Genomic DNA, 21,833 nt, shown 5'->3' with positions numbered 1-21,833 from the left:
GAGTCAAAATACCGCTATGGTTGATATTTCTCGCCTTAATGAAAGACTAAAAAACTGCCAAGAATTTGTGCACCCGCATAAAGTCTCTGTTGCTGGGCGTTTAGTCCGAGTAGTCGGATTAACGCTTGAAGCTGTTGGCGTAAAAGCGGCAGTTGGTAGCCAATGTTTAGTCGAAACGGCACAAGGCGATTTAATCGCTGAAATTGTTGGTTTTTCTAAAGACATAACTTTTCTAATGCCAGAGCAAAGCTTACAAGGTGTTTTACCGGGTGCGCGCGTTGTGCCACTGACAACTAAAGCTCGCTTACCCTTTTCAATGGATTTACTTGGCCGAGTCGTTGACGGTGTTGGTAAACCACTCGACGGCAAAGGGCCAATCAAGAACTCAGGCAATTATCAAATAAACAATAAGCCGATTAATCCGTTATCAAGGCGTGGTATCACTGAACCGCTTGATGTCGGTGTGCGCGCTATTAATAGTTTTTTAACGGTTGGTATTGGTCAGCGTATGGGCTTATTTGCCGGCTCAGGTGTCGGTAAAAGTGTCTTGTTAGGTATGATGACACGCGGCACAACTGCTGATGTTATCGTTGTGGGGCTAATTGGCGAACGTGGTCGAGAAGTTAAAGAGTTTATCGAAGAAATTTTAGGCGAAGAAGGGCGAGCACGTTCAGTTGTTGTTGCGGCGCCTGCCGATAATTCGCCATTAATGCGTTTAAAAGGCTGTGAAACTGCGGTACAAATTGCTGAGTACTTTCGTGATCAAGGTCTGAATGTCTTGCTACTGGTTGACTCGCTAACGCGTTATGCCCAAGCGCAACGAGAAATAGCACTGGCTGTCGGCGAACCACCGGCAACCAAAGGTTATCCGCCTTCGGTCTTTTCAAAGTTACCCCAACTGGTTGAACGAGCCGGTAATGGTGGCGATGGTCAGGGATCAATTACCGCATTTTTCACCGTATTAACCGAAGGTGATGATTTACAAGATCCTATTGCTGATGCGGCGCGTGCTATTTTAGATGGACATATTGTTTTATCTCGTGCCTTAGCCGATTCAGGGCATTACCCCGCTGTTGATATTGAAGGCTCGATTAGCCGTGTTATGCCGATGGTGACCAGTGATGAGCATCAACAACTTGCTCGGCAACTAAAGCAAGTCTACTCACTATACCAGCAAAATAAAGATTTGATTGCTATTGGCGCTTATAGCCGTGGTAATGATCCTCGCATTGATCAATCCATTGATTTAATGCCGGTGATCAAGTTCTTCCTACAACAAAAAATGTTGGAAATTATTCCTTATGATCAAAGCTTAACGCAACTTCAAGAAATACTTTCTGCAGCGCAAGCACACGCGCAAGCAAAACAAGGCCAGCAAAATGCCTAAACATAATAACGTTAACACTATTTTCGAAAAATTTATTAGCTGTTTAGCATTATCTAGGAGGACGTTATGCCATTAAAGCAACTGAATACCTTACATCGCTATGAACAGGATAAAGAAAAAAAAGCAGCGCAAGCACTGCAAACTGCTGAATTTGAATACCAACAAAATCTTGAACGTTTACAAAGTGTCAGTGACTATCGTCTTGAATATATGAAACGTTTGAATGCTCGCTCTATGGTGGGTATTGATAGCGCGACGTTTAGTCATTTTCATGCCTTTATTGCCAAGCTCGACTATGCAGCTGGGCAAGTTGATATTGCTATTATGCAGAGTAAGGCGATGGTGGAAAAGAGCAAACAGCTCTGGCTAGCTCAGCGACAGAAAATTCAAGCGGTAGAACTATTGCTTGATAAAAAAACACAAGCGCTGACTCTTATCGCTAACAAGCAAGAACAAAAAATGTTTGATGAAATTGCTACTCAACAATTTGTCCGTCGTAAAATGCGGGGATAAAGTGAATTAAATTGTAATTTCTAAGTGGAACAATACTTGCTTGTTTAACTAATATAAAAAGTATTCGCAATAAACGACGTTGTCATCATTGTAAATATAGCTCAAATTTACCATTGAAATAAAAAGGTTTACTATGCCGCAAGTTACTCCATTAGCCATAGATATTTCGCCAAGTAAGGACTTTAGCCCTGTTCAGTCAGGAGCGATTAGCACATCCAAAAATTCATCTAAAGATTTTGCACAAATGGTTGACCAGCATTATCAAAGTCAACAAAGCGGCAAAAAGCAACAGGCAAGTGGCAATAACATGAAACTTGCTAGCGAAATTAATGCTGAAAAGAAAGCACCCCAAGGAAAATCTTCCACAACGGATGTGCAACCAAAAGAAAAGGAAATGGGTGGAGTTTCTGATGAGAACGTTAATACAGAAATTAACCAAAGCGAAGCTTCAGAAAGATTGCCTTATGATGATACAGCGACTAGTGAAAAAAATGTTCGAGTAGAAAATAGCCAACAAGAGACACCGGAACACAAAGCTAGCGGATTAATTAATCTTGATACTAATTCCAGCGCACCTGAAAATACAGATAAAAGTACCGAGCAATTAATGTCGTTGTTATCTGCGTCACAACAACTATTAAATGATACGGTGAAAAATGACGGTGCGATACCATCACAACTTAATGAAAAACCATCAATAGTTGTGGCTGGTAGTAATCAACAAGAAAAAACACAGTTAGCAGCAATGTTAAGGCAAGTGCTTGGTGGCAATACCCAAGAAAATGTAGCGACCAGTGATAATACCTTAGCAAAAGTTAGCGTTGAGCCAGAGTTAGCTAAATCATTAACCGTTCCAGTAACGGTTAACAGTGAAATGCCATCAAAGAAAGTTGACCTAGCTAGCGAACCCAAAGTCGTTGCTGATAAAGTTGTGCAAGGGGAGGCTGAATTAGCCTTATCTTCATTATTGGAGAAAAAAACAAACAGTGAAGGACAAGAACCCTCGCTAAAAACAACGAATGTTAATAGCCAACTTTCCACTCAAACCGTTCCTCCTGCTCAAAGCGAAACGTCGTTAAAAGCAGAGCCTATTGTAGATAAAACCAATAATGTACCGAAACAGGCGATGCCTTTAAGTGATCTTGAAGCGCTATTAGCGGATATGGAAAAAGCGCCTACGGATACTGAACTTGAACAAATTAAAGCTGCACTTAACGCCAATCAGGACAAAGCTGTAATTCCTGACAAAAGTAATCAAAGTATCAGCAATAGTAAAGCGTCGGTCGATAAAGAGTTGGCCGGAGCGGTATTGCCTGTAACCCTTAAAAATGAAAGCTTGGATAACGAAATAGCAATTGATGCTGATAAGGTCAATACGGATAATGTTGTTTTTTCAAGCGTAGCTGTTCCAGGTGAAAAACAAGCTCAGGAAAATAATGCAAATAATAGTCGTGGGGTTAATCAGGTAAACCAGAAACCCCTTGAAATACAAAATTTAAATGCCGGTGAACAATTTAAAGAGCCAGCTAAAGATCAGTCGGCAGAGCAACAAAACCAAAAACAGGCACAAAGCTTAACTCAGCTTGATAAAGTGGCTAACAATGATGCTCAAGTCAAAGAAAAAACTATTAATGAAATATTTGATAAGAAACAAGTCAGTACAAGTATTGAGAATACTCTTAATAGAGATATGCATCGAGCCAATAATGAAGTAACCAAATCTACGGCTTCTGCGGAGGAAATGATCACTAAATTAACCAGTGACCATGTGCAATCAACGGCTCAATCAGCAACAAATGCCAAGCAAGTGACAGCGTTACAAAATGAAGCCTTATCGGTATACCGTAAAGACTTTACTGGTGCATTGAATGATAAAGTCATGGTAATGATGAACCAAAAGCTTCAGCAGGTTGAAATTCGTCTTGACCCACAAGAATTAGGTAATGTGAACGTAAAAATAAATATGCAAAATGAGCAGGCGGTTGTTAATTTTACTGTTCAAAATCAGCAAGCTAAAGAAGCGTTCGATCAAAATTTAGGGCGATTAAAAGAGATGCTTGCTGAAAGTGGCGTCAATGTCGGTGATGCGAATGTCGAACAGCAAAGTAAGCAAAATAATAATGAAGAAGAACTCGGTGAAGGTCGCCAAGGTGGTGGTGACGGTAACGAGAATGAATTTTCAGATTTAAGTGATACTCAAACACTAAATTTGGTTAAAGGTTCGTCAACTGGTATAGATTACTACGCATAAATGACAAAACTCATTGGCTCGCTGACCATTCAACGATATAGTTGACTGAAAGTAATTTTAACATTTAAATAGATAATAAAGGCTTGATGATGGCTGATGATAAAGGCGAAGGTAAAGAATTAGAATTAGACGGTAAAGGCAAAAGAAAAAAGATGATCATTATCATTGCTGCTGTTGTGATATTGGCTGTTGGCGGTGGAGCGGCTTATTTTTTTCTGGCTGGAGATGATGCTGTTTCTCAAGAGCAACTTGATGCTGAGCTAGACGGTGATAGTGCCAGTGAAGGCGAAGCCGCTGAAAGTGTTAGTGCCAGTACAGGCTCTGCGCTTTATGTACCTATGCCAAGACCTTTTCGCTTTAATGTTCCCGGCGCTGCCCGCGACAGATTTGTAGAAATCAGAGTACAGTTATTAGTACGTGGCGCTGATAATGAAGAAGCGGCAAAGAAGCATGTACCATTAATTGAAAGTACTTTACTAGCGACTTTTTCTCAATCAAATGCCGATGATTTAGCAACCAGTGCCGGAAAAACCTCATTGAAACAGAAATCTTTAGTAGCAGTTCATAAAATTATGAAAGAAGTTGAAGGTAGCAATGTGGTTGAAAAAGTATTATTTACCGGTTTTGTAATGCAATAAGGCTATGCGATAAAACAATGCATTTAATTAAAGAGACTATTCAGTGAGTGATTTATTATCTCAAGACGAAATTGATGCGCTATTACACGGTGTTGATGACGTTGAAGAAGAGGAGCTAGTTGAAGACTTTGCCCGTGAAGCTGGCGGCACGTCTGACTATGACTTTTCATCACAAGATCGCATTGTTCGTGGCCGGATGCCAACACTGGAAATGGTTAACGAACGTTTTGCACGCCATATGCGTATCAGTTTATTTAATATGATGCGCCGCACTGCTGAAGTATCAATTAATGGTATTCAGATGATCAAGTTTGGCGAATATGTTCATACCTTATTCGTGCCAACAAGCTTAAATATGGTACGTTTTCGGCCATTAAAAGGCACTGCATTAATTACCATGGAAGCACGGCTGGTCTTTATTTTAGTCGATAATTTTTTTGGTGGCGATGGTCGCTATCATGCAAAAATTGAAGGTCGTGAATTTACGCCAACAGAGCGTCGTATTATTCAAATGCTGTTAAAGTTAATTTTTGAAGATTACAAAGAAGCTTGGTCACCCGTGATGGATGTCTCTTTTGAGTATTTAGATTCTGAAGTTAACCCGTCGATGGCCAATATTGTTAGTCCTACCGAAGTGGTAGTGATCAGCTCTTTTCATATTGAACTTGATGGTGGTGGTGGTGATTTTCACATTGCTTTGCCTTACTCAATGCTCGAACCTATCCGTGAGCTACTTGATGCCGGTGTACAAAGTGATAAAGAAGATACCGACATGCGATGGTCGAAAGCCCTACGCGATGAAATAATGGACGTTCCCGTTGAATTAACCACTAAATTTATCTCTGTAGACCTACCTTTACAAAAGATTATGGACTTAGAGAAGGGCGATATTATTCCTATTGAGATGCCAGAACATATTACGGTATTAATTGAAGGTTTACCGTCGTTTAGAGCAAAATTAGGCCGTAGTCGCGATAATGTTGCGATTAAAATATCTGAAAAAATTAAACGTCCTGAATCAGTGAAAAACGAATTAACGATATTAACTAAAGGGGGTAAGCGCTTAGATAGCGACGCTGAATTACATCTTTTAGAAGACGATTTCGATTATTAATAATTTTATTAAAGCAGCAGTAAACAAAAAAATAAATTTGAGGCCAATGGCATGAGTGATAAAGACGATGATTTAGGCATGTGGGATGAAGCGATGGATGAACAAGCCGAAGCTGCAGCCAAAGCCGAAACTGTTGAGTTAGAAGAGCTTGAAGAAGATGCACCAATAACGGGTGATGAAAAACGTAAACTGGATGCGATTTTAGATATTCCGGTGACTATTTCAATGGAAGTTGGACGTAGTCATATTAGCATTCGTAATTTATTACAGTTAAACCAAGGCTCTGTTGTTGAGCTTGACCGAGTTGCGGGTGAATCCCTCGATGTATTGGTCAATGGTACGTTAATCGCGCATGGTGAAGTTGTTGTGGTAAACGATAAGTTTGGTATTCGATTAACCGATGTTATTAGCCAAATTGAACGTATTAAAAAGTTGAAGTAATACTGATGCGTTTTTTACTTTTTAGCTTGTTAAGCTTACTTACTTTTTTGGGCCATGCTCAAGAAAGTATCGTCGCAACAACCGTCGTTGAAACAGACGACGCTCCCGTGATAGCGCAAACAGCACCGGCGACCGTTGAAGTAGGACGACATGTTATGGGTAATATTGATGCCGGTAGCATGATCGTTTCATTATTGGCGGTACTCGTTGCTATTGTTATTGTTGCTTGGCTATTAAAAAAGCTTCAAGTAGGAGGTACGTCAGTAAATGGTTTGAAAGTGGTGACTAGTTTAAATTTAGGCTCCAAAGAACGATTAGTGGTGGTGCAAGTGGGTAAAAAACAATTGTTACTCGGTGTTACCGGTCAACAAATTAATATACTTGATACGCTAGCCGAACCTATTGAAGTTAAAAGTGGTGTGCCGATAGAACTTAGCCAAACATTAGCACGCTTTAGCCGTAATTCTGCGAATAAAGCCAATAGTGAAAAATACTCATGAAAGACTCGATATTAAACGATGGTGCTAAAACGGCGCAATGTTCTGCTAACGCAATGGCAAAAAGAAATCCACTCGAAAATTTACTGACCCGTTTATTTTCTGTAAAAGGTTTTATTTTTTTATTTTTCCTCCTTGTTGCTTTTTTTGCCAGTCAAACGGTATTAGCCGCTGACGATTTAGGTATGTCGGCATTGAAGCTGACCACTAACCCTGACGGTTCACAAGAATATACGGTAACCCTGCAAATATTAATGTTTATGACCGCATTAGGCTTTATTCCTGCTGCGATTATTATGATGACCTCTTTTACTCGTATTGTCGTGATCATGGCCATTTTAAGACAAGCGATAGGATTACAACAAACACCGTCTAATCAGGTGGTTATAGGTTTAACGCTTTTTATGACCATGTTCATTATGACGCCTGTCTATAATGAAATAAATCAACGAGCGATTGAACCTTATTTAGCCGACCAAATGACATCAGTACAAGCCATAGATAGTGCAAAAATTCCTTTAAGAGCGTTTATGCTTGAACAAACCAGAATTAAAGATCTACAAACCTTAGCCAATATGGCGGGTATTGTTGAAGTTGATCAACCCACTGATTTACCCATGACCGTGATTATTCCTGCCTTTATTATTAGCGAGTTAAAAACGGCTTTTCAAATAGGCTTTATGCTCTTTATTCCTTTTTTGATTATTGATTTAGTCGTTGCTAGTATTTTAATGGCAATGGGTATGATGATGCTATCGCCGATGATCGTTTCTTTGCCCTTTAAGCTAATGTTATTTGTGCTTGTAGATGGTTGGAACTTGGTGATAGGGACTATCGCAACGAGTTATGGCATGGGGAGTATTTAATGAATCCAGAAGTTTTTGTCGACATACTCAGTGATGCACTATTTTTAGTGATTGTTTTGGTGTCTGCGATTATTATTCCGGGTTTGTGTGTCGGCTTAATCGTTGCTGTATTTCAAGCGGCAACATCGATTAATGAACAAACATTAAGCTTTTTACCTCGACTAATCGTGACACTTTTAGCCCTTATCTTTGGAGGGCATTGGTTAGTACAAAAACTCATGGATTTTACTATCCGACTGATTGCAAGTATACCCAGTGTGGTGAGCTAGTGGAATTCACCGAGTCAGTTGTGATGCAATATATTGCTGACTTTATTTTACCTTTCGCGCGCATTTCTGCGCTTATTATGGCAATGATTGGCTTTGGTTCTAAAATCATTCCAGGTAAAGTAAAAATTTTTCTGTGCGTAACATTAACGGTCGCCGTTATGCCAGCAATCCCGCCAACACAAGTTGGCAGCCTGATTTCTTTTGAAACGGCGCTGCTTATGTTTGAACAAATGGTTATTGGTGTTGCGCTTGGCCTAGTTACCGTTATGGTACTTAATACTTTTACCTTAGCGGGTCAAATTATTGCCATGCAAACGGGCTTAGGTTTTGCTTCACTCGTTGATCCGGTTAGTGGCATGAATGTTCCTGCAGTTGGCCAGTTTTTCTTGATTTTATCTACCCTGATGTTTTGGGCGATGGACGGACATTTAGCCTATATACAATTTATTGTTGCCAGTTTTGAAACCTTGCCCATCGGGGAGTACAAGTTTACGGCCGATAAATTTAAAGAAGTGGTTGAATGGGGTGAGTGGATGTTTGTTACCGCGTTATCGTTAGCATTAGCGCCACTAACGGCTATGTTACTGATTAACTTTTCTTTTGGAGTTATGACGCGAGCAGCTCCGCAATTAAATATTTTTGCGATAGGTTTTCCGGTAACTATGTGTGCTGGTTTGTTGATTATGTGGTTAACGATGGGTAACTTTTTTACGCATTATGAATTGCAATGGCAACGGGCACTCGATTTTAGCTGTTACCTCATAAATTGTAAGGCGAACTAATGGCTGATGCAGGTAGCGGTGAAAAAACAGAAGAACCTACGGCTAAGAAAATTGCTGATGCGAGAAAAAAAGGTCAAATAGCACGTTCAAAAGATTTAGGCACTATGTTTGTGTTGGTGGGGAGTGCTGTTGCAATAATGCTGGTCGGCGGTATGTTGACTGAAAGCTTAGCCGGAATTATGAAACGGTCATTTAGCTTGAGCCGTGAAGAAGTCATGGACATTCATGCGTTATACAATGTGCTTAGGGGCTCGGTAGGCTCGTTAGTAGCGCCAATGTTGTGGATATTCTCTATTATTATTGTCGCCGCTTTTATTGGCAATACTATGTTGGGAGGGATGAGTTTTTCTGCTGAGGCTATGGCGCCAAAGGCTAGTAAGTTGTCACCTTTAGCCGGTTTAAAGCGTATGTTTGGCATAAAAGCTTTAGTCGAGTTATTCAAGTCGTTAATGAAATTTTTTGTGGTTTTTATTGTCGCGTATCTGTTGTTAAGTAGTTTGTTTCCAGAGATATTAGGTCTTAGTTTGGAGCTGATCCCACTGAGTTTAGAGCACTCGGTAACTTTATTACAGTGGATGTTTTTAGCATTAGCCTTATCGGTAGGTATTATTGCTGCGATTGATGCGCCCTATCAAACTTGGGATCACAACCGTCAGTTAAAAATGACAAAGCAAGAAATTAAAGACGAAATGAAAAATTCAGAGGGTAGTCCTGAAATCAAAGGTCGTATTCGTCGTACTCAATATGAAATGTCACAGCGTAAAATGATGCAAGAAGTGCCAGACTCTGATGTGGTTATTACCAATCCTACCCATTATGCGGTTGCGTTGAAATATGATGTCACCGCCGGTGGTGCGCCAATGTTAGTGGCAAAAGGTATTGATGAAATGGCGATGCATATTCGTACTATCGCTAAAGAAAATAATGTTGAAATTATTGCTTCTCCGGCATTAGCACGGTCTTTATATTACAGTGCAGACGCCAATCAAGAAATCCCAGAAGAGCTCTTCGCTGCAGTTGCTCAAGTGTTAGCTTTTATTTTTCAACTTAACGAACATAAAAAAGGTAAAGCCAAAAGGCCGAAACCGATTGCTAAAAATCTTCCTATCCCCGATGAATTCAAATATTAATACTATTTATAATCATTAAGTTAAATATTTTTTGTCGATTTATTCATCACTCTAATTATTTTTAATCGACGTTGGTCTACTTATTGCTATTTCATGGTATGCGTCAAAAAAATATCATAAGAGTAATATGCAGTTAATTGCTTCATTTAAAGAGTTCAAAAAAAGTAAAATAAACCTATTTTCTGGTTTAGGTACGCCAATATTAATCATGGCGGCGCTTGGTATGGTTATTTTACCTATGCCGGCATTTTTACTCGATATACTTTTTTCTTTTAATATTGCCTTATCTTTGGTGGTATTACTGATCACCGTTTATACCTTAAAACCTCTTGAATTTGGCTCTTTTCCTGCCGTACTGTTAATTGCCACTATTTTACGTTTAGCACTAAATGTCGCGAGTACACGAGTAGTGCTACTTGAAGGCCATGAAGGGCCTGATGCTGCTGGTAAAGTTATTGAAGCCTTTGGCTCTGTGGTTATTGGTGGTAACTATGCGGTTGGTTTAGTGGTTTTTGTTATCTTAATTATTATTAACTTTGTGGTTGTTACTAAAGGTGCAGGGCGTATTGCTGAAGTAACCGCGCGCTTTACTCTCGATGCTATGCCCGGTAAGCAAATGGCAATCGATGCTGATTTGAATGCTGGCTTTATTACTGCTGACCAAGCAAGAGAAAGACGTATCGAAGTCACCAGTGAAGCTGATTTCTATGGCTCTATGGATGGTGCCAGTAAGTTTGTTAAAGGTGATGCAGTTGCCGGCATATTAATTTTATTGATTAATATTATCGGTGGACTCGTTATCGGTATGGTACAGCATGATTTAAGCTTTGACAGAGCGGTTGAAATATACACCTTATTAACGATTGGAGATGGCCTAGTTGCGCAAATTCCAGGTCTACTTTTATCGGTAGGTACGGCGATTGTTGTTACACGACAAAACACCTCTCAAGACATGGGCGAGCAAGTCAGCAGCCAATTAGGTCAAGAACGTTCTTTGTATATTGCTGCCGCCGTTATGTTTGTCATGGGGGTTATTCCGGGCATGCCACACTTTGCGTTTTTATTCTTTGCTTTCATGATCGCTGGAACCGCCTTTTTAAGTGGAAAGTATAAAATTGCCAAAGAAAAACAATTAGCGGATAAGTCAGATGCTGAACAGGTTGAAACCCAGCAACAAGAAGCAGAAGTAAAAGACTTAGGTTGGGACGATGTTAACCATGTTGACATTATCGGCTTAGAAATTGGTTATCGCCTAATACCTCTAGTAGATAAATCTCAAGGTGGGGAACTCCTTAACCGTATTAAAGGTGTTCGTAAAAAACTTTCCCAAGAATTTGGCTTTCTAGTGCCAGCGGTACATATTCGCGATAATCTTGATTTAGACCCTAATGTTTATCAAATATCATTAATGGGCGTGACTATCGGTGAAGCTGAAATTAGACACGATCATGAATTAGCGATAAATCCAGGGCAAGTGTTTGGCAAACTTGACGGCGTGGCAACAATCGATCCTGCTTTTGGACTAGAAGCGGTATGGATAAAACCAGCACAACGCGAACATGCTCAGTCTTTAGGCTATACCGTGGTTGACGCATCAACTGTCCTTGCCACTCATTTAAGTCAAATACTAACAAATAACGCGGCACAGTTACTTGGTCATGAAGAAGTACAAAACCTTCTTGATATGCTAGGCAAAAATTATCCTAAATTAATTGAAGGGTTCATCCCTGATGTTTTATCACTGGGTACTTTGGTTAAAGTACTACAAAACCTAATGAATGAAGGTGTTGCTGTTCGTGATATGCGCAGTATTATTCAAACGTTAGTTGAATATGGTCCTAAGTCCCAAGACCCTGAAATTTTAACCGCCGCTGTTCGTATTACCTTGCGTAAATTCATTGTTCAAGAGTTAGTGGGACCCGTGACTGAGGTACCTGTCATAACTTTGGCGCCAGAGTTGGAACAGATGTTGCACCAGTCTATGCAAATGGCTGGCGACGATGGTGCTGGCATTGAACCAGGTTTAGCAGAACGGTTACAGAAATCATTAGCTGATGGTGCTCAACAACAAGAAATGGCGGGTGATACGCCAATATTGTTAACCTCAGGGATTTTAAGAGCGGTACTGGCTAAATTTGTTAAATATACTATTCCAGGCTTGCGGGTGATTTCATACCAAGAAATTCCTGATGATAAGCAGATAAAAATAGTAAGCGCCATAGGTCAATAATTACGATATCAGTAATGAGCAGCAGAAAATATTTGCGGTTAAATGAATAAGTCATTAACAGCGATTGCAGTTGATAAGGGGTTAGTTTTGAAAATTAAACGTTTTGTAGCAAAAGATATGAGAAGTGCGCTGACACAAATCAAAGACGAGCTAGGTGCTGACGCTGTGATTATGTCAAATAAACGCGTACCTGAAGGCGTTGAACTAATGGCTGCGGTTGACAACAACGTAGAAATTAAGGCAGCACAACCCGTAATGCAAAATTCTCCTGAAAACAACTCAACAGCGCAAGCAACAAACAGTTTTGACCGTTCGATTGACAATGATGTGGTCAATATTAGACAAAATAATCCTTTGACCAGTCCTAGTGTTTCGCACAACTCGGCAGCAGAAGATACCCGCTTACCCTCAGACAGTTTAGCGGCTTTATTAAGTCGTCAAGTTCAGCAAGCACCTGCAAATATTGGTCAAGGTATTAATCAAGCTCAGCATGATAAAATCGTCCAGGCAGCCGCTAAGCTAAATAATCCAAATAACTCAGCGCAAGTTTCAACGCCAACACCGTCAAGCAATATTGAGCAGCAATTTAAAAGCTTCACCGACCGTTTAGAGCAAAATAGCCAAGAACAAGGTGATGAACAATCAAGCGACTCATATCAACAGCCGGTGATGAACCAAGCACAGTCTTTAGTAAGCGATGGCTTACCGCCACAAAATGTAAATAACGCCGACTTAGAGAAAATGAAACACGAAATGTCTTCTATTCGTGAATTACTAGAACATCAAATTTCGGGGTTAATGTGGCAGGATATGGCGCAAAAAGATCCCGCTCGTGCGATGTTGGTTAATCGACTAATGTCTTTGGGTATGAGCGAACAAGTTTCAGATCAAATTGCAGGTTATATTCCAGCACAAAAAAATGACCAAGATACTTGGTTATTAGCGAAGAAATTTATCAGCCAACAAATTAATACCACTAATAATGACATTATTCATCGTGGTGGCGTGGTTTCATTAGTGGGACCTACCGGCGTAGGTAAAACAACTACCGTAGCTAAACTCGCGGCGCGGTTTGCTCAGATTCATGGCGCAGACCAAGTGGTGATGATCTCAACAGATAACTACCGTATTGCTGGATTTGAACAATTAGCCACTTACGGCCGAATTATTGGTTGTGATGTAAAGCTTGCTGGTGATGCAAAAACCTTAGATACATTGTTGCAACAGTTCTCCAAAAAGAAACTGATACTTATTGATACTGCAGGTATGGGGCAACGTGATATGCGTTTAGCTAAACACCTAACTACTTTAGTTTCTAATGCAAGGGTCAGAATTCGCAACTATTTAGTGTTAGCTGCTAATACTCAGCAACGAGTTATGCAAGAAAATGTTGATCGCTTTAAAAAAGTACCTTTAGCTGGCTGTATTTATACTAAACTTGATGAAAGCCTTAGCATAGGAGAAATAATTTCCACTTCGATTCAAAACGGTTTAGCGATAGGCTACTTAACGGATGGACAAAGAGTTCCTGAAGATATTAAAGTTGCAAATGCTGAAAAACTCGTTACGCTAGCAGATAAAATGAGCGCGAAAAATCAAATTAATAATCCAATAAATTGGCGAACAGCACCGATGAGTGCTAATACAGCTGTATTTCCATAACTTGTTCTAAATATGTGAATTTTGAAGCTATAAAAATATGCAGATTAAATGATTATAGGGTTATACTAAATTAAATTGATAGCTATTCGTAAGAAAGTAGAGAAATACGATAAATGAATGATCAAGCAAGTGGCTTAAGAAAAATGCAAAATTCAGCACCGGTAAAAGTCATTGCTGTATCTGGAGGTAAAGGCGGAGTAGGTAAAACTAACGTTTCGCTTAATACCGCTATTGCACTTGGACAATTAGGACAACGAGTTTTAGTTTTAGATGCCGATTTAGGCTTGGCTAATGTCGATGTTATGCTAGGTTTGCGGGTAAAACGTAACTTATCACATGTGCTTTCTGGCGAATGTGAATTAGACGATATAATTATTGAAGGTCCCGCTGGTATTAATATCATTCCTGCTACGTCTGGTTCACAATCTATGGTCGATTTAACGCCTGCTGAACATGCGGGTTTAATTCGCGCTTTTAGTGATATGAACACAAAGTTTGATGTACTTATTGTTGACACTGCAGCCGGTATTTCCGACATGGTACTAAGCTTTTGCCGTGCCTCACAAGATGTGATGTTAGTGGTCTGTGATGAACCAACCTCTATTACTGATTGCTACGCCTTAATGAAATTATTAAGTCGAGATCATGGCGTATTTAAATTTAAAGTTGTTGCTAACATGGTGAGAACGCCAAGAGAAGGACAGCAACTCTTTGGTAAGCTTTCTAAAGTTACCGATCGATTTTTAGATGTTGCACTTGAACTAGTAGCAGTCATTCCATTTGACGAAAATATAAGAAATTCCGTTAGAAAACAAAAAGTAATTGTTGAAGCTTATCCACAATCGCCTGCAGCGGTTGCTTTTAAATCTTTAGCAGGTAATTTAATTAAATGGCCGGTGCCTAAACAAGCATCAGGTCATTTAGAGTTTTTTATTGAGCAATTGTTAGAACATTAATAACAATAGTAATCAGGTATGAGTACGTTGTTGAAAGTTCTTTATCTTTCCTATAATTTAGCGAGTGAGCGATAGTGGTAAAACCAAATGCTTACAGTATTCAAACTGATAAATCTGCTATAATTTCGCAGCATACAGTTTTAGTGAAAAGAATCGCTTATCACCTATTAGCAAGGTTGCCTGCGAGCGTACAGGTTGATGACCTTATTCAGTCAGGCATGATAGGCCTGCTTGAAGCGTCTAATAATTTTGATCACGGCAAAGGTGCAAGTTTTGAAACCTTTGCTGGTATCCGTATCCGTGGTGCTATGCTTGATGAAATACGCCGTGGTGACTGGACTCCCCGCTCTGTTCATAAAAATAGCCGCATGGTCAGTGAAGCGATAAAATTGCTTGAAGCAAGTTTAGGTCGTGATGTAACTGATATTGAAGTTGCTGAAAAACTTGATATTTCGTTAAATGACTACCATCATATTCTAAGTGAAGTAAGTACCGGTAAAATAATTGGTATTGAAGACTTAAGTACGGGGGCAGATGCTATATCGAATATGGAAGATGTGAATAATAACGATCCCTATGATAATTTTGAAAAAATAGTTTTTAAAAAATCGTTAACAGCATGCATTTCCACTTTACCCGAACGCGAAGCTCTAGTACTGTCACTATATTACGACGAAGAATTAAATCTTCGAGAAATTGGTCAAGTGCTTGATGTAAGTGAGTCGCGTGTTAGCCAAATTCACAGTCAAGCGATGCATAGGTTAAAAGGACGTATGCAATCTTGGCAAAGTTGAGTAGAATATAAATATAATCACAATTTTAAAATGTTCTCACCGGAGGGTGCCTTGGATAAAAATATGAAAGTTCTTGTTGTTGATGATTTTTCAACAATGAGACGTATCGTCAAAAACTTGTTACGAGATTTAGGTTTCACTAACATTTCAGAAGCAGATGACGGTAGCACTGCTTTACCGATGTTAAAAGAAGGCTCTTTTGACTTTGTTGTAACTGATTGGAATATGCCAGGTATGCAAGGTATTGATTTGCTCAAAGCCATCCGTGCCGATGCTAAGTTATCACATATCCCAGTATTGCTGATTACTGCTGAAGCAAAGAAAGAACAAATCGTGATGGCGGCTCAAGCGGGTGTTAATGGCTATATTGTAAAACCATTTACCGCAGCGACGTTAAACGCCAAGTTAGATAAAATATTTCAACGCTTAGGTTAATTCCTTAATTAGATAGATAATTAATTAATTAATCTAAACGTGAGGTTTTTGCATGAGTGCGAATACAAATGGGCATGTTTCTTTGGAAGAAGCAAAGCTACTGGTCGAATATTTAGAAAGTGGTCAACAAGACAAGGCAGATGAATTAATTGCTGAAATTCAAAATCCAATTAATTCTGAGTTGTTTGCTGAGATAGGCAAGCTGACTCGTCAACTACATGACTCATTAAATAATTTTCAATTAGATTCTAGGTTAAATGATTTAGCGACAGCAGATATCCCCGATGCTCAAGAACGTCTAAACTACGTTATAACGCGAACGGAAGAAGCCGCTAATAAAACCATGGATGCCGTTGAATCTATTTTTCCCGTTGTGGATACGATACAAAAGCAAATAAAGGCTGTTAATCCGTTATGGCAAAAATTAATGCATAACAAATTGGATTTAATCGAATTTAAAAGTTTATGTGTTGATATAGATTTATTATTAAAAACGACAGATAGAGAATCAGTGCGTATGCATGATTTAATGACTGATGTTTTGATGGCACAAGATTTTCAAGATTTAACCGGACAAGTTATTCGTAAAGTTATTGATCTAGTTCGTGAAGTAGAGGATAGCTTGATTGGTATGCTAACCGCTTTTGGTATTACGACAGATAGTAATGCAGAGCGAAGTAAACCTAAAGTAGGTGATAACTTAGTTGAAGGCCCGATCGTTAATACAGCACAACGTGATGATGTTGTCGCTGACCAAGATGATGTTGATGACCTTTTATCAAGTTTAGGATTTTAATAGGAGTTGCTGGATGTCATTTGAGCAAGATGAAGAGATTCTTCAGGATTTTTTAATAGAAGCTGGAGAAATACTTGAAACGCTTTCGGAACAACTCGTAGAACTTGAAAACGACCCCGATAATGCCGAATTATTAAATGCTATTTTTAGAGGTTTTCACACCGTTAAAGGTGGGGCCGGATTTTTAGCATTACATAATTTAGTTGACGTATGTCATGGCGCGGAAAATATTTTCGATCTGTTACGTACCAACCAACGTAGTGTAAGTGCAAGCTTAATGGATGTTATTTTACAAGCGCTTGATGTTGTAAATGAAATGTTTGTACAAGTTCAAAACGGCGAGAAACTTGATAAAGCTGATGCCCAATTACTTGCAGAATTGCATCGTTTAAGCCAACCAGAAGGCAAAGAGCAAGCGCCTGCGCCAGTCGCTGTTGAAGCAGTAGTTACTCATGAAAGCGAAAGTTCTTCTAGCGATGAAATGTCAGAAGATGAATTTGAACGACTTCTCGACGAACTCCATGGTGGTGGCTCAGCTTCTACGCCAGCAACTGCAGCAACAGCAACGTCTTCAGACAGCAATGATATTTCAGATGACGAATTTGAATCCTTACTCGATGAACTTCACGGTCAAGGTGCTTTTTCGCCTGAAGTCGCTGCTAATAATTCAAGTAAACCATCTTCATCGAATAGCAGTTCATCAGATGAAATAAGTGACGATGACTTTGAAGCTTTATTAGACGAATTACATGGTCAAGGTCAAGCGCCGAAATTATCTGTTACTGCAGCACCTAGCGCACCAACACCAGCACCTGTTGCTCAAACATCAGCCGCGAAGCCAGCACCTGTGGCTCCTGCAGCTAAACCTGTCGCTAAAGCGCCAGTGCCAGAAAAAGCACCCGCTAAAGCAATGCAGGGTGAAACGACTGTCAGGGTTGACACTAAACGTCTCGATCAAATTATGAATATGGTTGGTGAGCTTGTCTTAGTGAGAAATCGCTTAACAAGTTTGGGCTTAACCAAAGAGGATGAAGATTTAACGAAAGCTGTTTCTAACCTTGATGCGGTAACAACTGATTTGCAAGGTGCGGTAATGAAAACCCGTATGCAGCCAATCAAGAAAGTCTTTGGACGATTTCCTCGAGTTGTTCGAGATTTAGCACGCAGTTTAGACAAAGAAATTAAATTAGTGCTCAAAGGTGAAGAAACCGATCTGGATAAAAACCTTGTTGAGGCACTTGCTGATCCATTAGTTCATTTAGTGAGAAACTCTGTAGATCACGGTATAGAAATGCCTGATAAGCGCGAAGCATTGGGGAAACCAAGAGAAGGTGTAGTGGTGCTTTCTGCTTCTCAAGAGGGTGACCATATATTATTAACCATCAGAGATGATGGTGCAGGCATGAATGCAGAAAAGCTCAAAGAAATTGCGATTACTCGTGGTGTTCTTGACGCTGACTCTGCTGCTAGAATGACAGATAAAGAAGCCTTTAGTTTAATTTTTGCTCCAGGGTTCTCTACCAAGACTGAGATTTCAGAAGTTTCAGGACGTGGTGTTGGCATGGATGTAGTCAAGACTAAGATTACCCAGTTAAACGGTACGGTAAGTATAGATTCTGAAATGGGCGTAGGTACAATCTTAGAGATTAAAGTACCGTTAACGTTAGCTATTTTACCGACATTAATGGTTATTGTCGGTAAGCAAACATTTGCTTTACCACTTGCTGGTGTTAATGAAATATTTCATCTTGATTTAACCACGACCAACGTTGTTGATGGACAATTAACCATTATTGTTCGTAAAAAGGCGATTCCACTCTTCTACTTAGATAAGTGGTTAGTACGTGATTTTGTTGAGAAGCCAAGAGAAAAAGGTCATGTGGTTATTGTTCAATTGGGCAATCAGCAAATTGGCTTTGTGGTCGACAGTCTAATTGGTCAAGAAGAGGTGGTGATAAAGCCACTCGACCGTCTATTACACGGTACACCAGGTATGGCCGGCGCAACAATTACCAGTGATGGTGGTATAGCGTTAATTATCGATGTGCCTAATATGCTGAAGTTTTACGCAAAAAAATCTGTTGTTAATAAAAAATTACGCTCTTAACGTATAACAAAGCCCTATTAAATTTTATTAGGGCTTTTTCATTCATAATAACAAATGAGATAATAAATGCCCTATAAGGTGTTGGTTGTTGATGACTCGAGTTTCTTTAGACGTCGAGTTACCGATATTTTAAATAAAGATCCGAACCTTACTGTTATTGATGTTGCTGTAAATGGTAAAGATGCTGTTGAAAAGGCTGTGTCATTAAAGCCTGATGTGATCACTATGGATATAGAAATGCCATTACTTAATGGTATTGAAGCGGTGAAACAAATAATGGCAAAAGCGCCAACATCAATATTAATGTTTTCATCGCTCACTCATCAAGGTGCTAATGCGACCCTCGAGGCCTTAGAAGCCGGAGCACTTGATTTTCTCCCGAAAAAATTTAGTGAAATAGCCAAAACAACTGATGATGCAGGTAGTTTGCTGCGTCAACGAGTGGTTCAATTAGCGAAGACTAACGGTTTATTGAAAAGAAAATTGGCAGCAAAAGCTCATGCGTCACGAATTAGCCTATCTTCAACGGCCACTAATCCGGTGAGTAAACCCGTAAATAAATTCGACATTCAATCGAGAACTCCTCTGCGTACAACTAAAACTGAACCGAGTCAAAGCGAAAGTATTCGCAGTCAGGTTGTTAAAAGAAGCTCAGGTAAAAGTTACCAACTACTCGCTATAGGTACATCAACGGGGGGACCAATTGCCTTACAAAAAATATTAACGCAATTGCCACAAAATTTTCCATTACCCATTATTTTAATACAGCATATGCCCGCTGCTTTTACTTTTGCTTTTGCCAATCGTTTAAATACCTTGTGCAATATTAACGTAAAGGAAGCAGCAGATGGGGATATTTTAAAACCTGGTTGTGCTTACCTAGCGCCTGGTGGCAGGCAAATGATTATTGACGGTACGCCAAAATTAGCCAAATTAAAAATTATAGAAGATAAGTCTGAAAAGATTGCTTTTAAACCAAGTGTTGATGTGAGTTTTGGCTCAGCAGCTAAGGTGTTTGGTGGCTCAGTATTGGGTGTTGTATTGACCGGTATGGGCTCTGATGGTCGAGAAGGTGCTCGCATGTTAAAAGGTAAAGGGGCGACAATATGGGCACAAGACGAAGCTTCTTGTGTGGTTTATGGTATGCCGCAAGCCGTTACTGTCGCAGGTATTTCTGTTTTATCTTTAGCATTAGAAGATATCAGCCAAAGTATTATCAAGGAAGTGGACCATGGATAAGTTAACCATTGCCGGGCTTTTTGTCGCAATTACGGCCATATATTTAGGTTTTATTCTCGATGGAGGCTCCCTCGCTGCGTTATTCGAGTTACCTGCCTTTATCATTGTCTTTGGCGGTACTTTAGGGGCTGTAATGTTACAGTCATCTTCAGCGCAATTTTTTCATGCGTTGTCTTTATTAAAGTGGATATTTTATCCCCCCAAGTATGATATTGACCAAGGTATTGATTCGATAGTTTATTGGTCTGAAAAAGCACGAGAATCTGGATATTTATCACTGGAAAATATTGCCGAAGAAGAACAAGATTTTTATACCAATAAAGCGCTTAACTTATTAGTTGATGGTATAGAAGTAGACAACTTGCGTATCTCATTAGAATTAGATTTAGATCTTTACCGCGAGCATAATTTACGCTCTGCTCATGTTTTTGAGTCTATGGGCGGTTATAGTCCTACCATAGGTATTTTAGGCGCGGTACTTGGCCTCATTCATGCGATGAGTAACCTTACCGATCCCACTTTACTTGGACAAGGTATTGCAACGGCTTTTATTGCGACTATTTACGGCGTTGGTTTTGCCAATTTAATTTATCTGCCCGTTGCTAATAAAATAAAGGCTATTATTCACCAGCAAACCATGTACCGAGAAATGATTGCTGAAGGCCTTATTTCTATTGCATTAGCAGAAAATCCACATGCCATTGAAAATAAGTTGTCGGCCTTTCGGTTAGAGCAATGAACCACTTAAGGAAACGTCGACATTCAGTCGAAAATGATAATGTCGACAGATGGTTAGTTTCATACGCCGATTATATGACCTTGCTCTTTGCGTTATTTGTTGTTTTATATGCAATGGCAATGGTTGATGAAGAGCCCTATCAAACCGCGACAGAATCGATAGGTAAAGTTTTTCAAGCCAATAATAAACTACCTAAAAATCGGGGGCATGGTGACGATATCCTCGATGTTAACAGCTCAAAAACTAATAAGCGCTTGTATGGTAATGGCATTTTAGATGTCGCTGGCCCTGAACTTTTTGACGGAGAGAAAACACTTTCTAATGTTTCTGACAGTCAGGTAGGCACAAATCTAACGTCACTAGAAAAAGAATTACATACCGCCTTGTATGAATTAATCGAATCAGGTTATGCGCAACTGCAGATTGATGGCGATTGGTTAGAAATAGAATTAAACAGTGGTATGCTTTTCCCCAGCGGCTCATCATCAGCAACCAACAATGCAACAACAATACTTGCGGTTATTTATGATGTAATTGGTTCATCCAGCAATTTTATTCGCATAAGAGGCTATACTGATAACCAACCGATTAATACTGAGATATTTTCTTCAAATTGGGAATTATCAGTTTTTAGAGCAACGGCTATTTTACGAGTGCTTGAAGACTTATCCCTTGATCCTGCTCGTATGGCTATTGAGGGGTATGGGCAATATTATCCACGAGAAGACAATAAAACAGCACAAGGCCGCGCGCAAAACCGTCGTGTTGTTATCGCTATATCAAAATATGGTTTAGAAAAGTCAAATTTACTTGCGACCCCTACCATCAGCATTAAAGACGTCGAAGCCATAAAGCAGATAGATAATGGTGATGATGAGGATAATGAAATACGTATCATAAGACTTGATAATGGTGGCATTAGAATTACAACACGAGAAGATGATAACCCCTCTTCTGAGCAGAACAATAATTAGCACAACGAAATAA

21 protein-coding genes are annotated in these 21,833 nt (G+C 39.6%); all 21 read left to right on the top strand.

The window, feature by feature from the left end:
* Positions 1 to 16 precede the first annotated feature (16 nt).
* Positions 17 to 1,387, top strand: coding sequence for a flagellar protein export ATPase FliI (fliI, locus tag H4J57_RS00795; protein WP_070374630.1), 1,371 nt, complete (start codon positions 17 to 19; stop codon positions 1,385 to 1,387).
* A gap of 66 nt (positions 1,388 to 1,453) precedes the next feature.
* On the top strand, positions 1,454 to 1,900 hold the full coding sequence (gene fliJ / locus H4J57_RS00790) for a flagellar export protein FliJ (protein WP_070374629.1): 447 nt from the start codon (positions 1,454 to 1,456) through the stop codon (positions 1,898 to 1,900).
* Between the two features lie 133 nt (positions 1,901 to 2,033).
* Entirely contained in the window at positions 2,034 to 4,151 is a 2,118-nt protein-coding gene (locus H4J57_RS00785) for a flagellar hook-length control protein FliK (RefSeq protein ID WP_182241675.1), read from the top strand.
* Between the two features lie 89 nt (positions 4,152 to 4,240).
* A complete protein-coding gene (gene fliL, locus H4J57_RS00780; protein ID WP_182241674.1) occupies positions 4,241 to 4,789 on the top strand; it encodes a flagellar basal body-associated protein FliL in 549 nt (182 codons plus the stop codon).
* 43 nt (positions 4,790 to 4,832) lie between these two features.
* Positions 4,833 to 5,903 (top strand): flagellar motor switch protein FliM, encoded by a 1,071-nt coding sequence (gene fliM, locus H4J57_RS00775; protein WP_182230035.1) that lies wholly within the window; start codon positions 4,833 to 4,835, stop codon positions 5,901 to 5,903.
* A 51-nt stretch (positions 5,904 to 5,954) separates the two neighbouring features.
* Positions 5,955 to 6,344: a flagellar motor switch protein FliN gene (gene fliN / locus H4J57_RS00770; RefSeq protein ID WP_070374625.1), complete on the top strand. Its 390-nt coding sequence runs from the start codon at positions 5,955 to 5,957 to the stop codon at positions 6,342 to 6,344.
* A gap of 5 nt (positions 6,345 to 6,349) precedes the next feature.
* Positions 6,350 to 6,844: a flagellar biosynthetic protein FliO gene (gene fliO / locus H4J57_RS00765; protein ID WP_070374624.1), complete on the top strand. Its 495-nt coding sequence runs from the start codon at positions 6,350 to 6,352 to the stop codon at positions 6,842 to 6,844.
* A gap of 53 nt (positions 6,845 to 6,897) precedes the next feature.
* Positions 6,898 to 7,707, top strand: coding sequence for a flagellar type III secretion system pore protein FliP (gene fliP, locus H4J57_RS00760; RefSeq protein WP_182202776.1), 810 nt, complete (start codon positions 6,898 to 6,900; stop codon positions 7,705 to 7,707).
* Positions 7,707 to 7,976: a flagellar biosynthesis protein FliQ gene (gene fliQ, locus H4J57_RS00755; RefSeq protein WP_070374623.1), complete on the top strand. Its 270-nt coding sequence runs from the start codon at positions 7,707 to 7,709 to the stop codon at positions 7,974 to 7,976. The genes fliP and fliQ overlap by 1 nt, the downstream gene beginning before the upstream one ends.
* The gene (gene fliR, locus H4J57_RS00750; RefSeq protein WP_070374622.1) at positions 7,976 to 8,758 is read left to right on the top strand and encodes a flagellar biosynthetic protein FliR; all 783 of its coding nucleotides are present in this window, start codon (positions 7,976 to 7,978) and stop codon (positions 8,756 to 8,758) included. Before fliQ ends, fliR begins: the two co-directional genes overlap by 1 nt.
* Positions 8,758 to 9,888 (top strand): flagellar biosynthesis protein FlhB, encoded by a 1,131-nt coding sequence (gene flhB / locus H4J57_RS00745; protein WP_182241673.1) that lies wholly within the window; start codon positions 8,758 to 8,760, stop codon positions 9,886 to 9,888. Before fliR ends, flhB begins: the two co-directional genes overlap by 1 nt.
* Before the next feature lie 127 nt (positions 9,889 to 10,015).
* The gene (gene flhA / locus H4J57_RS00740; protein WP_182241672.1) at positions 10,016 to 12,118 is read left to right on the top strand and encodes a flagellar biosynthesis protein FlhA; all 2,103 of its coding nucleotides are present in this window, start codon (positions 10,016 to 10,018) and stop codon (positions 12,116 to 12,118) included.
* 87 nt (positions 12,119 to 12,205) lie between these two features.
* Positions 12,206 to 13,780 carry a flagellar biosynthesis protein FlhF gene (gene flhF, locus H4J57_RS00735; protein ID WP_182213600.1) on the top strand — a complete coding sequence of 525 codons (1,575 nt, stop codon included), beginning with the start codon at positions 12,206 to 12,208 and terminating at the stop codon, positions 13,778 to 13,780.
* 113 nt (positions 13,781 to 13,893) lie between these two features.
* Positions 13,894 to 14,736, top strand: coding sequence for a MinD/ParA family protein (locus H4J57_RS00730; protein ID WP_182241671.1), 843 nt, complete (start codon positions 13,894 to 13,896; stop codon positions 14,734 to 14,736).
* 74 nt (positions 14,737 to 14,810) lie between these two features.
* The gene (locus H4J57_RS00725) at positions 14,811 to 15,530 is read left to right on the top strand and encodes an RNA polymerase sigma factor FliA (protein WP_070374618.1); all 720 of its coding nucleotides are present in this window, start codon (positions 14,811 to 14,813) and stop codon (positions 15,528 to 15,530) included.
* Between the two features lie 51 nt (positions 15,531 to 15,581).
* A complete protein-coding gene (cheY, locus tag H4J57_RS00720; protein ID WP_182176128.1) occupies positions 15,582 to 15,965 on the top strand; it encodes a chemotaxis response regulator CheY in 384 nt (127 codons plus the stop codon).
* A 52-nt stretch (positions 15,966 to 16,017) separates the two neighbouring features.
* The gene (locus H4J57_RS00715) at positions 16,018 to 16,761 is read left to right on the top strand and encodes a protein phosphatase CheZ (protein WP_182241670.1); all 744 of its coding nucleotides are present in this window, start codon (positions 16,018 to 16,020) and stop codon (positions 16,759 to 16,761) included.
* A gap of 13 nt (positions 16,762 to 16,774) precedes the next feature.
* Positions 16,775 to 18,868, top strand: a complete 2,094-nt coding sequence (locus H4J57_RS00710; protein WP_182241669.1) for a chemotaxis protein CheA — start codon at positions 16,775 to 16,777, stop codon at positions 18,866 to 18,868.
* Between the two features lie 66 nt (positions 18,869 to 18,934).
* The gene (locus tag H4J57_RS00705; protein ID WP_182241668.1) at positions 18,935 to 20,107 is read left to right on the top strand and encodes a chemotaxis response regulator protein-glutamate methylesterase; all 1,173 of its coding nucleotides are present in this window, start codon (positions 18,935 to 18,937) and stop codon (positions 20,105 to 20,107) included.
* The gene (locus tag H4J57_RS00700) at positions 20,100 to 20,846 is read left to right on the top strand and encodes a flagellar motor protein (protein WP_182241667.1); all 747 of its coding nucleotides are present in this window, start codon (positions 20,100 to 20,102) and stop codon (positions 20,844 to 20,846) included. Before H4J57_RS00705 ends, H4J57_RS00700 begins: the two co-directional genes overlap by 8 nt.
* Positions 20,843 to 21,820, top strand: coding sequence for a flagellar motor protein MotB (locus H4J57_RS00695; RefSeq protein WP_182241666.1), 978 nt, complete (start codon positions 20,843 to 20,845; stop codon positions 21,818 to 21,820). Before H4J57_RS00700 ends, H4J57_RS00695 begins: the two co-directional genes overlap by 4 nt.
* Positions 21,821 to 21,833 lie beyond the last annotated feature (13 nt).

Source organism: Colwellia sp. BRX8-7, assembly GCF_014077275.1.
Classification (GTDB): domain Bacteria; phylum Pseudomonadota; class Gammaproteobacteria; order Enterobacterales; family Alteromonadaceae; genus Colwellia_A.
The sequence above is the reverse complement of the archived record's forward strand: the minus strand, read 5'-3'. Positions and strand labels throughout refer to the sequence as shown.

Bases quoted from the DNA above. Each gene is read 5' to 3' on its own strand.
- fliI (WP_070374630.1), top strand. From the start codon at position 17: ATGGTTGATATTTCTCGCCTTAATGAAAGACTAAAAAACTGCCAAGAA.
- fliJ (WP_070374629.1), top strand. From the start codon at position 1,454: ATGCCATTAAAGCAACTGAATACCTTACATCGCTATGAACAGGATAAA.
- H4J57_RS00785 (WP_182241675.1), top strand. From the start codon at position 2,034: ATGCCGCAAGTTACTCCATTAGCCATAGATATTTCGCCAAGTAAGGAC.
- fliL (WP_182241674.1), top strand. From the start codon at position 4,241: ATGGCTGATGATAAAGGCGAAGGTAAAGAATTAGAATTAGACGGTAAA.
- fliN (WP_070374625.1), top strand. From the start codon at position 5,955: ATGAGTGATAAAGACGATGATTTAGGCATGTGGGATGAAGCGATGGAT.
- fliO (WP_070374624.1), top strand. From the start codon at position 6,350: ATGCGTTTTTTACTTTTTAGCTTGTTAAGCTTACTTACTTTTTTGGGC.
- fliP (WP_182202776.1), top strand. From the start codon at position 6,898: ATGGCAAAAAGAAATCCACTCGAAAATTTACTGACCCGTTTATTTTCT.
- fliQ (WP_070374623.1), top strand. From the start codon at position 7,707: ATGAATCCAGAAGTTTTTGTCGACATACTCAGTGATGCACTATTTTTA.
- flhB (WP_182241673.1), top strand. From the start codon at position 8,758: ATGGCTGATGCAGGTAGCGGTGAAAAAACAGAAGAACCTACGGCTAAG.
- flhA (WP_182241672.1), top strand. From the start codon at position 10,016: ATGCAGTTAATTGCTTCATTTAAAGAGTTCAAAAAAAGTAAAATAAAC.
- H4J57_RS00730 (WP_182241671.1), top strand. From the start codon at position 13,894: ATGAATGATCAAGCAAGTGGCTTAAGAAAAATGCAAAATTCAGCACCG.
- H4J57_RS00715 (WP_182241670.1), top strand. From the start codon at position 16,018: ATGAGTGCGAATACAAATGGGCATGTTTCTTTGGAAGAAGCAAAGCTA.
- H4J57_RS00710 (WP_182241669.1), top strand. From the start codon at position 16,775: ATGTCATTTGAGCAAGATGAAGAGATTCTTCAGGATTTTTTAATAGAA.
- H4J57_RS00705 (WP_182241668.1), top strand. From the start codon at position 18,935: ATGCCCTATAAGGTGTTGGTTGTTGATGACTCGAGTTTCTTTAGACGT.
- H4J57_RS00700 (WP_182241667.1), top strand. From the start codon at position 20,100: ATGGATAAGTTAACCATTGCCGGGCTTTTTGTCGCAATTACGGCCATA.
- H4J57_RS00695 (WP_182241666.1), top strand. From the start codon at position 20,843: ATGAACCACTTAAGGAAACGTCGACATTCAGTCGAAAATGATAATGTC.